At 57.4% G+C, this 13,417-nt stretch carries 16 protein-coding genes; 3 read left to right on the plus strand and 13 right to left on the minus strand.

The genetic code is table 11. The features are described from left to right. Positions 1-11: 11 nt before the first annotated feature. From Q0936_RS07460 to Q0936_RS07505, 10 genes are all read right to left on the minus strand, one after another. A complete protein-coding gene (locus Q0936_RS07460; protein WP_299294379.1) occupies positions 12-308 on the minus strand; it encodes a hypothetical protein in 297 nt (98 codons plus the stop codon). Positions 309-358: 50 nt separating this feature from the next. Beyond that, positions 359-745 (minus strand): response regulator, encoded by a 387-nt coding sequence (locus tag Q0936_RS07465; protein ID WP_299145458.1) that lies wholly within the window; start codon positions 743-745, stop codon positions 359-361. Continuing rightward, the gene (locus Q0936_RS07470; protein ID WP_363323274.1) at positions 732-1,625 is read right to left on the minus strand and encodes a CheR family methyltransferase; all 894 of its coding nucleotides are present in this window, start codon (positions 1,623-1,625) and stop codon (positions 732-734) included. The genes Q0936_RS07465 and Q0936_RS07470 overlap by 14 nt, the downstream gene beginning before the upstream one ends. After that, positions 1,625-2,083, minus strand: a complete 459-nt coding sequence (locus Q0936_RS07475; RefSeq protein ID WP_299294383.1) for a chemotaxis protein CheW — start codon at positions 2,081-2,083, stop codon at positions 1,625-1,627. Before Q0936_RS07475 ends, Q0936_RS07470 begins: the two co-directional genes overlap by 1 nt. A gap of 1 nt (position 2,084) precedes the next feature. Next, positions 2,085-4,205, minus strand: a complete 2,121-nt coding sequence (locus Q0936_RS07480; RefSeq protein WP_299294385.1) for a chemotaxis protein CheA — start codon at positions 4,203-4,205, stop codon at positions 2,085-2,087. An 11-nt stretch (positions 4,206-4,216) separates the two neighbouring features. Beyond that, positions 4,217-4,582: a response regulator gene (locus Q0936_RS07485; RefSeq protein ID WP_299145451.1), complete on the minus strand. Its 366-nt coding sequence runs from the start codon at positions 4,580-4,582 to the stop codon at positions 4,217-4,219. Then, positions 4,582-4,857 carry an STAS domain-containing protein gene (locus Q0936_RS07490; protein ID WP_299294387.1) on the minus strand — a complete coding sequence of 92 codons (276 nt, stop codon included), beginning with the start codon at positions 4,855-4,857 and terminating at the stop codon, positions 4,582-4,584. The genes Q0936_RS07485 and Q0936_RS07490 overlap by 1 nt, the downstream gene beginning before the upstream one ends. Before the next feature lie 210 nt (positions 4,858-5,067). Continuing rightward, on the minus strand, positions 5,068-6,150 hold the full coding sequence (locus tag Q0936_RS07495) for a methyltetrahydrofolate cobalamin methyltransferase (protein WP_299294389.1): 1,083 nt from the start codon (positions 6,148-6,150) through the stop codon (positions 5,068-5,070). Between the two features lie 15 nt (positions 6,151-6,165). Beyond that, positions 6,166-7,092, minus strand: coding sequence for a methylenetetrahydrofolate reductase (locus Q0936_RS07500; protein ID WP_299294391.1), 927 nt, complete (start codon positions 7,090-7,092; stop codon positions 6,166-6,168). A 30-nt stretch (positions 7,093-7,122) separates the two neighbouring features. Further along, positions 7,123-7,419 carry a virulence factor gene (locus Q0936_RS07505; protein WP_299294429.1) on the minus strand — a complete coding sequence of 99 codons (297 nt, stop codon included), beginning with the start codon at positions 7,417-7,419 and terminating at the stop codon, positions 7,123-7,125. 295 nt (positions 7,420-7,714) lie between these two features. On the opposite strand from Q0936_RS07505, the gene Q0936_RS07510 reads away from it, so the two are divergent. Both Q0936_RS07510 and Q0936_RS07515 read left to right on the plus strand, forming a co-directional pair. Continuing rightward, on the plus strand, positions 7,715-8,839 hold the full coding sequence (locus Q0936_RS07510; protein ID WP_299145440.1) for a Ppx/GppA phosphatase family protein: 1,125 nt from the start codon (positions 7,715-7,717) through the stop codon (positions 8,837-8,839). A 60-nt stretch (positions 8,840-8,899) separates the two neighbouring features. Next, entirely contained in the window at positions 8,900-9,631 is a 732-nt protein-coding gene (locus Q0936_RS07515; RefSeq protein WP_299294392.1) for an RlmE family RNA methyltransferase, read from the plus strand. Here Q0936_RS07515 and Q0936_RS07520 read toward each other — a convergent pair. After that, the gene (locus Q0936_RS07520; protein ID WP_299377978.1) at positions 9,578-9,802 is read right to left on the minus strand and encodes a hypothetical protein; all 225 of its coding nucleotides are present in this window, start codon (positions 9,800-9,802) and stop codon (positions 9,578-9,580) included. The two genes, Q0936_RS07515 and Q0936_RS07520, sit on opposite strands and share 54 nt — an antisense overlap. Positions 9,803-9,970: 168 nt before the next feature. Further along, the gene (locus Q0936_RS07525) at positions 9,971-10,975 is read right to left on the minus strand and encodes a GlxA family transcriptional regulator (RefSeq protein ID WP_299294394.1); all 1,005 of its coding nucleotides are present in this window, start codon (positions 10,973-10,975) and stop codon (positions 9,971-9,973) included. A 188-nt stretch (positions 10,976-11,163) separates the two neighbouring features. Between Q0936_RS07525 and Q0936_RS07530 the strand changes: the two genes are divergently transcribed. Continuing rightward, on the plus strand, positions 11,164-12,537 hold the full coding sequence (locus Q0936_RS07530) for a class II 3-deoxy-7-phosphoheptulonate synthase (RefSeq protein ID WP_299145434.1): 1,374 nt from the start codon (positions 11,164-11,166) through the stop codon (positions 12,535-12,537). A gap of 98 nt (positions 12,538-12,635) precedes the next feature. Here the strand turns inward: Q0936_RS07530 and Q0936_RS07535 are convergent, their stop codons facing one another. After that, a complete protein-coding gene (locus tag Q0936_RS07535) occupies positions 12,636-13,331 on the minus strand; it encodes a PAS domain-containing protein (RefSeq protein WP_299145432.1) in 696 nt (231 codons plus the stop codon). Positions 13,332-13,417: the final 86 nt, after the last annotated feature.

Consider the following 13,417-nt stretch of genomic DNA (forward strand, 5'->3'; position numbering starts at 1 on the left):
TAAAATTCATTTCAAAACAAGTCTAGAGACCCGGCCTGGCGTTCTTGAATTGTGGATTCCTGATCAAGCAGATCCTTTGTCGTTGCCAGTTGCAGACTAGAGATGGCCAGTGTTTGCATTTCCCCACGCAAGGTAAGAGCCTCGGTCAACCGAGCTAGGTCGATGAGTGATTGATGCAAATTGTCCAATTTTTGGAAATCTATGATCGACTGGCTTTGAATGTTTGCAGAATCAGACAAGCTTAGCTCCGAGATGCCATCTGAGACAGATTCGAGGTCCGCAGCCAATTGGTCCAGTAGGCCAGCCATATTCCCCATGACTCGCTGGAAATTAATGTCGCTAGTCTCTGACTTTGCTTTCACAACGGACCTACGACAGTTTCAATGCACTTGCGAAGGTCCTGCGGTTGAAACGGTTTCTTCAGGAAATTGTTCATGCCAAGTTTTCGGCCGTAATCGATAATCTGCTGCTCAGTCCGACCCGTAATCAATATGAAGCCTACGGACTTTGTCTGTGCAGATGAACGCAAGTGGTGAAGCAGTTTGAGACCATCCATATTCGGCATATTATAGTCCGAGATGACCAGGTGTACCGGCGACTTTGCCAACGCATGAACTGCACTCTGCCCATCCTCAGCAGTCGAGATGTGTCTGATGCCAAAACTATCCAAAGTTTGGGTCAAGATACCGCGGCTTGTCGACATATCATCGACCACCATAATGCGAATTTTATCACGAAGTGCCATGTATGTCCTTTCGCGACTGTCCATTTTTGGAAAGTGATCGCTCTATACGTTCATAGGAAGTCGGTCCGACAGACTTGAACCCATGTTCCAAGGCAGATGATATTCTCTCGGAGTGGCCCAGAAAAAATAGCCCGTTGCTTTCTAGCTCCGCGTGAAAGCGTGACCATAGGCTTTCCTGAGCCGTCTGATCAAAATAGATAACGACGTTTCTGCAATATATTGCGTCGAACTTGTACCGCATGGGCCACTCGGAAAACAAATTGAGTTCATGAAATCTAATACAATCACGTATTGACTTCTTTACTTTGAACTCATCTTCCAAATCGGAAACGACATCTGTGAATTGCTGCTTGTCTGCTGCGGACAAACCTGCCACTTGGCGTTCGGAGTAGGTCGCGTTTCGCGCGAAATCAACTACCTTGGGATCAATGTCAGTGGCAAGTATGCGAAAATCTGAATGAGATAGTTTGGGGAAATTCCTCAGCATATACATCGCAATTGAGTACGGTTCTTGTCCGTTTGAACAGCCGGCGGACCAAATTCGAATGCGGCGCCCATCAGATATCTTTTGGCGAATAACGTTACCCAGCCTGTCTGATAGAGTTGTAAAGTGGTGAGCCTCTCGAAAAAAATGTGAAACGTTTGTTGTGAGCGCCGATATCATATGGCGTCTTTCTGAAATTCCAGCGTCAGAACAGACATGCTTAACGTAGTGCTGAAATTCATTCATTTGCAAAGCCCGTAACCGATGCCTCAATCGGGATTGAACCATCATCCTTTTCTCGGCTCTCAACTTTAGACCACACTCGCGACGCGCAAGAGCGGAGAGTTCTTCGAATGATGCTGGATCCATGTTGGGCCGTGAGTGATCAGCATCCATCAAGCGGCATCGCTTTGCACGATTGAGATCACGTTAGGTAAGTCCAAGACGCGTATCATTCTGTTGTCGATCAAAGTCAGTGACTTTATGACGGTAGGATGGTTCTGGCCGACACTGTCCGGCGGCGGCTGCAAATCGCTTTCTTCCAACGCAATGATGTCCGACACAGCGTCGACCAACAGCCCGGTCATTGTGTCCTCATGTTTGACCACGATAATGACATGCCTGTCCGAGTGCTCTTTGGGTGGCAGCCCAAGGCGCTCGGCCAAATCCATCACAGGCAGAACTGTACCGCGGAGATTTATGACACCACGCATGAAGCTTGGTGCATGGGGAAGGGGGGTGGCTTTGGTCCAGCCGCGGATTTCCCGAACACTCATAATGTCCAGCGAATACTCTTGATCACTGAGTTTGAAGGTAAGCAGTTCTACCGTTTGCGTAGCGAGTGTTTCGGGCATGTCATGCTTCCATTTTCATTGGGGCGGGTGCCGGTCGTGACAGGTCGGACGCTTGGGCGACGATGTCGGATGGGTCGAGAATCAAGGCAATTTGCCCATCGCCCAGTATTGTCGCGGCGGCGATCCCTGGTGCGCGGTAATAGGTGTCGTCGAGGCCTTTGATGACAACCTGGCGTTGGTCTTGGATTTCGTCGACGATCAGCGCACCGGCGCGGCCATCTTCGTGTGAAATGAGAAGAGCCACGGAATCGACATACGTGTCCTTTCGGTCTCGGTAACCTAGCAAATGACCCAAGTCGAAAAGTGGGACAAAACCATCCCTGACTCGAACGATATTGAGGCCTGGTTGCAGTGTTTCTAGGGACGTTTCGGTGAGCGTCATGGTTTCTGCAACCATGTTCAGCGGTAAAACTAGGGTTTCTCCAGCAACTTCGACGACCATGCCGTCGAGGACCGCAAGGGTGAGGGGCAATGAGATCGTGAACGTGGTCCCGGACCCTTCGTTAGAGGCAATTGAGATGCGGCCGCCCAAAGCCTGGATTGCTGTGCGAACCACGTCCATGCCAACGCCTCGCCCAGACAGATCGGACACAGTGCTGGCGGTGGAAAAACCAGGAAGGAAGAGTAAGTTGTCAATCTCAGTGTCGCTGAGTGCTGCGTCTGCGGCAACCAGTCCCTTTTCACAAGCAATCTTGAAAACACGCGCCCGGTCGATACCTGCACCGTCATCGGCGACTTCGATGATCACCCGGCCGGACCTGTGTGCGGCGGACAATCGTACAACGCCTTCTTCAGGTTTGCCGGCAGCGACGCGGTCGGCGGTGCTTTCCAAACCGTGATCGACTGCGTTTCGGATCATATGGGTCAACGGGTCGGCGAGCCGTTCTATGACTGTTTTGTCGACCTCTGTCGTCTCGCCATCGGTGTGTAAGCGCACATTTTTTCCGACGGCCGCCGACGACTCGCGAACAATGCGAGACATGCGTTGAAAGAGCGACTTGACCGGTTGGGCGCGGATCATCATCACGCTGTCCTGTATATCACGGGTCAAGCGTTGGAATTCCTCGAGGCCATTCATGGCGTCCGAGTGCGGTGAAAGCCCGGCGCTCAGTAGGCTTTGTGCGAGCATGGCTTGGTTGATCACCAATTCACCAACGAGGTTCACCAAGCGTTCGATACGGTCCAGATCCACGCGTACAACGGATTTCGCAGCAACAGGTGCGCGTTGCTCTTCGGGTTTTTGTGCAGGCTGCGCAGATGCGGAAATGGGTTCGGGCGGCGCAGTTGGCGCTTTATCAAGGGGAGGCAGTGGCTCAAGCGATGGGATCGATACGGGCTCGGGAGTTTCGCCATCGGAGTCGGTGACGGAGAAACTGCACAGACCTTCCACGAATTCGAATGTGGAGTTGATTTCCGCCTCATCAACTGCTGTTGAAAGCTCAATGCTCCAGGAAAGGTAGGACGTCTCTGGAACGAGTTGGTCGAAGCTGGGCAATTTGGATGTGTTGCACGTGACCTTGCAGTCACCCAACTCGGACAATGCGTGCAAAACGGGGTAAGCGTCGTTGCCGTTCTCGTACATTTCATTGTCGGGCGTGAAGGTGATCAGATAGGTTTTTACGCCTTCTGACGTGGTTTCCTCAGACAAGTCCGGACCAAAGTCGAAATCGAGCTTCAAACCAACGGGGTTGAAGTCAATTTCCGGCTCTGGCTCTGCGAGACTGGGTTCGGCGGCGATGCAGGCGTCCAGTTCCCCCGCCAGGTGTTCGCCCTGGGCAGTGGGAATGTCGGTGTCATCGCGACAGGCGCGCACCAAGTCCGAAAGGTGATCGCTTGCGCGGAAGAACAATTTCAGCAGTTCAGAATCTACATTCAGGCGACCGGAACGCACGCCATCCAGAACGGTTTCGTATTTGTGGGCGAAGCGCACCAACGCTTCGAGCCCGAAGGCACCAGCACCACCCTTGATCGAGTGGACAGCCCGGAACACGATGTGGATGGTTTCGCTGTCATCCTCGCCGTCATCCATCAATTGCAGGCCGTCCTGCATCGCCTCGAGCAGTTCCTCACATTCGACGAAGAAGGAGGCGCGAATTTCGGCCATGGGATCGGTGGGTGCCATGCTCAAGTTTCCTAACCAGCGACCATTTGCAGGGCTTTGACCAGTTTGGCGGGGTCAAAAGGCTTTACGATCCATCCCGTTGCACCGGCGCTGCGGGCGCGCATCTTGAGTTCCGGTGCCGCCTCAGTGGTGAGGACGAGGATTGGCGTTGTTTTATAAGCGCTTTGGTCGCGCACGGCGTCGATGAAACCAAAACCGTCCATGCGCGGCATGTTGATGTCGGTGATGATGACGTCGGGCGCCGTTTTGGCAAGCACCTCGGTGCCGTGGATGCCGTCGTCAGCGGTGTGAACCGTAAAGCCCGCAGGCTCCAGCGCCAAACGGATCATGTCACGCATTGTGCGGCTGTCATCCACAGCCAGAATTTCGAGCCCCATTACGCGCCCTCCACAAGATTTTCGGGTGTGATCCCCATATATGACAATTGCCGCTCTGCGCGGTCACTCAGGTCGGTGATTTCGATCTGGCCGCCATTTGCGCGCACAGAGCGTGCGGCGCTCATGATCAGTTGGACACCAAGCGCGCCCATATGCGTCACGCCCGATCCGTCGAACCGTAGTGTCCCGGTGTCGAGGCGAGATGTGATTTCGCGGCTCAACCCATTGACTGTGGATGCGTCCAGCCGCGGCGGCAAAGTAAGAGTCTCAACCATGGCACCGCCAGTTTGCCGCATGTGCGTTTGATGCCATGCCACACCTCCGAATGTTCAATCTGCATCAGGGGTGTAGCGGACGCTCGGTTAAGACTGCGTTACTGGTTTGGCCCGTACCGACGGGGTTTTGCGTGATGCCGTATCACAGCACGAAAAAACCCGCGCCGATGCAGGGCGCGGGTTGCGATTTTTTGTAAGCGTGTGGGGGCGTTATGCGCGGCGGCGACGCCCGCCCGTGCGACCGGCACGACCGCGCGATTCTTGCCCGGCTTTGGGCGCTGTACGGTTGAACTCGATCCACGCACCGCCGCCATCATCGTTGTTGGTCAGGAAGTTGGCGGCGCGAATGGCCTCCATTTCCTTGCCCGCACGGGGTTTGGTCGATCCCATGCCAAACAATTGCACCAACGCTTCGTCGTCCATCCCATCCGGCAACACGATGCCAGCGGCCTCAATCTCGGCGCGTTTTTCGGCGATCTTGGTTGGACCAACGGGCAGGGCGACGGGGTTCATGATCGCAGAGGTCATCCCGGCCCCCATGGCCATCGGCAGGAACGCATTGTTGATGCCATGTCGGTTTGGTAGGCCAAAGGAGATATTGGACGCGCCGCAGGTGGTGTTAACGCCCAATTCTTCGCGCAAGCGTCGCACAAGCGTGAAAACCTGCAACCCGGCGGTGCCCATTGCGCCGATGGGCATCACCAGCGGGTCCACAACGATGTCATGGGCCGGGATGCCAAAATCGGCGGCACGTTCCACGATCTTTTTGGCGACGGCAAAACGCACGTCCGGGTCTTCGGATATACCGGTGTCATCGTTGGAAATGGCGACAACCGGCACATTGTATTTCTTGACCAAGGGCAGAACCAGTTCGAGCCGTTCCTCTTCGCCCGTCACGGAATTGAGCAGGGGGCGACCCTCGGCGGCGGCCAAACCGTTTTCCAGCGCACCCGGTACCGAGCTGTCGATGCAGAGCGGGCAATCGGTCACGGCCTGAACGGTTTCAACGAGCTGCTGCATCAGTGTGGGCTCGACAAAGTTGTTGTCGGCGTACCGAGGGTCTTCGGCCATCTTGTTCGAGAATACGGCACCGGAGTTGATGTCGAGCACGGTGGCACCCGCCGCAACCTGGGCCAGCGCATCGGATTCCACCCGCGAGAAGTCGCCGCGCTCAAGCTCTTCGTTCAGGATTTTGCGGCCGGTGGGGTTGATGCGTTCGCCAATAACGCAAAAGGGCTGATCAAAACCGATCAACGCGGTCTTGGTTTTGGATTCGACGACGGTGCGTACCATAATAATTGCAGTCCTTTAGGCGTTGGCTGGAACCGCGGCGGCGCCGCCGTTCTCGATGGCCCAGTTGGCATTGGTCTTGATCCCACCCAGCGGGAAAAAGTGCACCTGGGAGATGTTGAAATCCGGATTTGCGGCCTTGTGTGCGGCCAGTTCCGAGATCACGTCGGTCGGCTCGAACGGCAACAAAAGCTTGGTCACGTCCTTGGCACGGCGTTGCAACACCCGCAGTGACGGACCGACGCCGCATGCAATCGCGAACTTGATCATTGTTTGCAGCTTGGCCGGGCCCGCGATGCCAATGTGGATCGGCAGGTCGATGCCAGCATCCTTGAGACTGTCGGCCCACGTGATGATCGGTGCGGCCTCAAAGGCGAATTGCGTGGCAATCGCCATCTGTGCGTCCGTGCGGTTGGAAAAGTCCTGTTTCCAGCGCAATGCGTCCTCGACATTCGTCATGCCACCGTCGGGGTCGATGTCCTTGTTGCCCTCAGGGTGTCCGGCGACATGCAGATTCTTGAACCCGGCTTTGTCGAACAGCCCGCTTTCGAGCAGCTGCATCGAGCTGTGGTAGTCGCCATGCGGCGTGTCCACACCCCCGGCCAACAATAGCGCCTGATCCACATCCGCTTCGCCCTGATAGCGCGCAATCCAGTCGGCGAGCGTGGCCGCGTCCTTGATGATGCGCGCGGGAAAATGCGGCATGACCGGGAAGCCTTCGTCGTTCAGACGTTTGGCGGTTGCGACCATGTCTCTGATGGGCGTGCCTTCGATATGAGCGATGTACACGCGCGTACCAGCGGGCAGGATGGCGCGAAAATCATCGACCTTTTGCGCGGTGCGGGGCATGACCTCGATCGAGTATCCCTGCAAAAACGCCTCGACATCTGGGCCAAGCGTGCCAGGCGTGGGCCCGTCATCTTTCTTGAAGTTCAGCAATGCCATAACGGTGCCTCCTGGCTGGGGTTGCGGGGTCTAGGCCCATCCCTCGTTGTCGATCAGCGCCTTGATCCGCGCGGTGTCATATTCGGTTTCAAGACGGACGGCTTCGGCCTCGGCCACGGCGTCGGGGTCACCGTCAACCGGGTAGGGCGCGGCCTTGCGCCACTCGGCCAGATAGGCGTCCGCGTCCTTGGCGTTCACCTTCATCGCGGCACGGTCGATGGCCTGCTCAAACCGCTCTTCGAGCTGGCGTTTGGCACCACGACGGCCCTTGCCGACGATCACCTGTGCGGGAATATCGCGCCAAAATACGATGGTGACGTCCGGCATCTGATTCCTCCGATCAATTTTTCCCTCAATACGGCACGACAGGTGCAGCACGCGGCTTGTTTTCGACAAAACCAGCCACTGTTGCGACCTGTAAAGCGGCGCGGTGATGGCTGTGGTGGTGATGGCGTATCGCGGAGCGTCGGTAAATCTCGAAATTTTCATATTGATCCTGCGGCGAACCGCGACGGAACCTGTGCGATTTCAGCGGGTAGAGGGTGTCACAGGTCCGCGGCCACTTGCGTGGCTGACACTTAGGACTTATCGTTGGTGCAACTCGAAAAGAAAGGCGCAGAAGATGGCGCCAAAGCGTCCCCAAGGTGCGGGCGCGTTTCAGAAAAGAGGCCACGCTTTGCGGTCTCAGCCCGTGCCGCGTGCCCCAGGATCGCCCGAGCTTTATGCCGCGCTCGATCTGGGCACGAACAGTTGTCGTATGCTGATCGCCGAGCCGCGAGGCGCGGGGTTTAATGTTGTCGACAGTTTCTCGAAATCGGTGCAGCTGGGCCTTGGCCTTGAGCGGTCTGGCAAGCTGTCGCGCGGGTCGATGACACGCACCGTACAGGCATTGCGGATTTGTCAGCAGAAACTGAAGCGGCACAAGGTCAAGCGCATGCGCCTGGTCGCGACCGAAGCCTGTCGCCGCGCCGTAAATGCGCGTGACTTCATCGAACGGGTACACCGGGAAACAGGCCTGCGGCTAGATATCATCGAGCCGGAGGAAGAGGCCCGGCTGGCCGTGATTTCTTGTGCGCCCCTGGTGAGCCCAAAGACGGAAAACCTGTTGGTGGTTGATATTGGTGGCGGCTCAACCGAGCTGGTGTGGATTGACCTGTCTGCGGTGCCGAAACGGGACCGGCCACAGGCGATCATGCGGCTGCACTCTGGGTTCATCCGCGCGGTGAGCGATGTGCCAGAGGCACGTGTGGTGGATTGGATCAGCGTCCCGCTGGGCGTGGCGACGCTGCGCGAGCAGTTCAACGATGTCGAGGACGATGCCGCGCGCTTTGCGTTGATGAGCTGGTTTTTCGAGGAAAACCTGGCGGACTTCTCGCCGTATCACGCGACAGAGCCGACCGAGCGGTTTCAGATTGTCGGCACCTCGGGGACGGTGACAACCGTGGCTGCGTCGCATTTGGGGCTGAAACGCTATGACCGGACCAAGGTGGACGGCCTGCGCATGTCATCAGAACAGATCGATGCGGTGATCCGTTCCTATTTGTCGATGGGACCAGGCGGGCGACGCGCGGACCCGCGCATTGGATCGGACCGTCATGCATTGATCATGTCGGGGGCTGCAATTTTGCAGGCGTTGATGCGCTGTTGGCCCACGGACCGTCTGTCGGTGGCGGATCGCGGTTTGCGCGAGGGGTTACTCTATGCGCAGATGAGCGCCGATGGCGTTCTGGATGATCAGATGGTGTGACCTTGATACGCGCGGCGACGCGCGGTATCGGACACGCCTGATATGGAAAGGGTAGACCCCGTGGCCAAGACCCCAAGCGGCAAGAACACATCCGGACGCGGGCAGCGTGATCTCAAGGTGAAGGTCAAGACGGCACGCGGGCGCAAGCTGTCTTCGACGCGCTGGCTGCAGCGGCAGTTGAACGATCCCTACGTTAAGCGCGCGCAAGCCGAAGGGTATCGGGGGCGCGCAGCCTACAAGATCCTTGAGCTTGATGACAAGTTTCGGTTTCTGGTGCCCGGCGCGCGCATCGTCGATCTGGGCGCAGCCCCTGGCGGCTGGTGTCAGGTGGCGGTCAAACGCTGCAACGTGTTGGGCGAACGGTCCGGCAAAGCGGTCGGCACGATCCTGGGCGTGGATTTGCAAGAGATGGAGCCCATCGCCGGGTGCGAGCTGTATCAACTGGATTTCATGGAAGACGACGCCGACGAAAAGGTCAAAGGCTGGCTGGGCGGCAAGGCGGATGTTGTCATGTCCGACATGGCGGCATCGTCGTCAGGTCACAAACAGACCGACCACCTGCGCATCATCTCACTGTGCGAGGCCGCGGCCTATTTCGCATTTGATGTGCTGGAGGAGGGCGGCACATTTGTCGCCAAAGTGCTTGCTGGTGGGGCAGAGGGCAGCCTGCAAAAACTGCTCAAGCAACGCTTTGACAAGGTTGCAAACGTCAAGCCACCCGCGTCACGTGCCGACAGTTCAGAGAAGTTTGTCGTGGCGACCGGATTTCGCGGCGCGTCCGCGCCCGTCTGACCGTTCCAGCGACTTGAGCGCCAGAGACTTGAGCGCATCGACATCCGACGGGTTTAGCGCGTCTTGTCGCGCGACGCGCGGGGTGTTGGACGTGTTCAGAGCGGCATCATTCTGGCGCAGCAACTCAAAAATGCGGCCATGGCGCGGGTTGTTAGGATCGTGAAAAGACATGGGTACAATAACCATCACACGGCATAAAAATAAGATGAAAGGCGGCAGCCTACGATCAAAGTCGATGGTTGTAATTTTACGCGAATTGCGGGGTATTACAAGAACGTTAATACGCGCACGTATGGCGTGAAAATCGCCCGCGGCAATGGCACGATCGAACCCGTTGCGTCAGATGGACAAACGGGCCGCGTGGGTGCCGCGCTCGCGGTAGGGCGTCGTGTCATAGTGGGCGCGGTAACATTTCGAGAAATGCGAGGGCGAGGCGAACCCGCACGCCAAGGCCACGTTGATCACGCTCATGTCCGTCTGCATCAACAGGTTGCGGGCCTTTTGCAGGCGCAGTTCCATATAGTACCGCTTGGGGCTGCGGTTCAAATAGCGGCGGAAAAGCCGTTCCAACTGGCGCGTGGACATGCCCACGTCCTTGGCCAGAATAGAGGGGCTGATCGGCTCTTCGATGTTCTGTTCCATGATCTGAATGACCTGGCTCAGCTTGGGGTGACGTACCCCGATCCGTGTGGGCACAGACAGACGCTGCGTGTCCTGATCTGTGCGGATTGACGAATAGATCAGCTGATCCGCCACTGCATTCGCCAGCTGTTCGTCGGTATCGTTGGCAATCAGCTTGAGCATCAGATCAATCGAAGACGTACCGCCCGCTGTGGTCAGGCGCTTGTCATCGACCACAAAGACCGATTTGGTCAGTTCAACTTCCTGAAACTCTTCGGCAAAGCTGTCCTGATTTTCCCAATGGATCGTGGCACGTTTGCCATCCAGCAAACCGGCCTTGGCGAGAGTATAGGCGGCGGTACACAGACCAGCGACAGGCAGGCCCTTGCGCGATTCACGACGCAACCAGCCCAGCAGCCGTTTCGTCGATGCCGCCTGAACGTCAATGCCACCGCACAACATCACCACATCGTCGCGGTTCAACTCTTCGAGGTCACCATCCAGTTTGAAGCCTGTGCCAGCAGAGCAGGTGATGAAATCCCCGCCTTCGCCGATGATCCGCCAACTGTATACTTCGCGGCCCGCCATGCGGTTTGCGATCCGCAGGCTTTCCAGCGCGGCGGCGAAACAAAGCATGGTGAAATTATCAAGCAGGACAAAGACAAAACGCTTGGTTTTATCGACCTCTTGTCGGGTCTGTGTCGCCGGGCGCGTGGTGGACATCGCGGCAGTATTCCTGAATTGATGGTTGGTCCGTTGGGACCCCCGTTTTGCATCGCCTGACGCAAAGCATGATCACGCAGTATTCGCCACGTCAAGAGGGCTCATTTGTGATATGGTCACTGCGATACAGCTTTTGTATAGAAGGTGCGCGGTCATGGGATCGCTAACAAATTCTGCGGAGACATGAGATGAGCGATTGGACAAAATCTGACTGGCGCAAAAAGCCCCGGATTCAGATGCCCGATTATACCGACGAGGCGGCGTTGCACGCTGTCGAGGCACAGCTGTCCAAGTATCCGCCGCTTGTTTTTGCGGGCGAAGCACGGCGTCTGAAAACACTGTTGGCGGACGCATCTCGTGGCGAAGCGTTCCTGTTGCAAGGTGGCGACTGTGCAGAGGCGTTTGACCAATTCAGCGCAGATGGCATTCGCGACACCTTCAAAGTGATGTTGCAGATGTCGATGGTTCTGACATTCGGGGCCAAAGTGCCGGTGATCAAACTGGGCCGGATGGCGGGGCAATTTGCCAAGCCACGTTCGGCTCCCACAGAGACTGTGAACGGTGTGGAACTGCCCAGCTACCGCGGTGACATCATCAACGAGCTGGCATTCACGCCCGAGGCGCGGATCCCCGACCCCAAGAAGATGCTGCAAGCCTACACACAGGCCGCAGCGACCCTGAACCTGTTGCGCGCGTTCTCCACCGGTGGCTTTGCGGACATGCACCGCGTGCATTCGTGGACACTTGGTTTTGCCGATGGGAACGGCGCGGAAAAGTACCGTGAGATTGCGGCACGCATCCAGGACACGCTCGATTTCATGTATGCGGCCGGGATCGACTCGGACACGACGCATGAATTCTCGACCGTCGAATTCTACACCAGCCACGAGTCGCTGTTGCTGGAATACGAAGAGGCGCTGACCCGCGTGGACAGCACCACAGGCAAGTGGCTGGCAGGGTCCGGTCACATGATCTGGATTGGCGACCGTACACGTCAGCCCGACGGCGCGCATGTCGAGTTTGCACGCGGTGTGCAGAACCCGATTGGCCTCAAGTGCGGGCCGTCGATGACCACCGATGACCTCAAGGTGCTGATGGCGAAGCTGAACCCCGAAAACGAGCCTGGCCGCCTGAGCCTAATTGCCCGGTTCGGGGCAGGGACGGTTGCCGAGCATCTGCCGCGCCTGATCAACACGGTCCGCGAAGAAGGGGCCGAGGTCACTTGGGTCTGCGACGCGATGCACGGCAACACGATCAAGTCGTCCACGGGTTACAAGACACGGCCCTTTGACAGCGTGCTGCGCGAGGTTCGCGAGTTCTTTGGCGTTCATGCTGCCGAAGGCACTGTGCCGGGCGGCGTGCATTTTGAGATGACCGGCCAGGACGTGACCGAGTGCACCGGCGGTGTACGCGCAGTGACCGAAGAGGACCTGAGCGACCGTTACCACACAGCCTGCGATCCGCGTTTGAACGCGTCGCAATCGCTGGAACTGGCGTTCCTCGTTGCCGAAGAGCTGTCGGACCTGCGGACCGCACGGAAAAAGGCGCGCGCAGCAAGCTGATCGTTCCAAGAGACAAACGAAAAGAGCGCCGGATTGGGATGTCCGGCGCTCTTTTTTTTGGAATGTCCGGCGCTCTTTTTTTTGGAATGTCAGTGTTGTCAGTCGTCTGACGAGACGATGCGGAGATAAGGCACATCAGGCCGTGGTGTCCGGCTTTTGAACCGTGGTGCGGGTTCGGAAAATCCGCGGACCGGTGCCGCCTTTTTCGGTTCTGCCATGTCTGCGGGCACTTCGGGTGCCGTCGATGCCGCCGTGATGGGGCGGATCTTGGCGCCGACCACGTCAAAACGCCGGGGCGTGTGGCCAATGTCGCCCTGGGCAATCATGCAGCCCAGAATACGGCTCACGTCGCCCAGATCACTCTTGAGCGGGAGCAGCAGCAGGCGTGCATCCAAATGCGGTTTGGTCGCGGTCGTTTCTGCATTCAGGCGCAGTTCACACACGGCTGGGCGCTGGCACACATCCTCAAGAACATCGTTGATCTGGCGGCGGCAGGGCGGCGTGATAAGCGACGTCAGCGGCATACCGCGCACTTCCATCCCCATCAGGTCACTCAGGTGGCTGCCGGCAATGCGAATCCGGGCCATTCCGGGTGCGATGCGTTCCAGCACAAAGGTGTATTCCAACGCCGACTCGATCCCACGCGGATCAATCTCGGATCGGCGCGGCATCAAGCGCGAGCCGCGCAGCCCATCCCAATAGGCCTCGACCTGGGAAATAGCTGAAAATCCTACTTCTGCGCGAAATTCTGTCATAATGGCTATATTGTGCGGGTTCAGGTCCGATTTGTCCATTGGTTGCGTCTTCCACTCGTTATCTGCGTATTATCCAGCGGAACTGTGCTGTGATCTGGGCAAAACGTATCAAATTGGAGGGGACT

The sequence above is a fragment of the uncultured Tateyamaria sp. genome, from assembly GCF_947488715.1.
Classification (GTDB): domain Bacteria; phylum Pseudomonadota; class Alphaproteobacteria; order Rhodobacterales; family Rhodobacteraceae; genus Tateyamaria.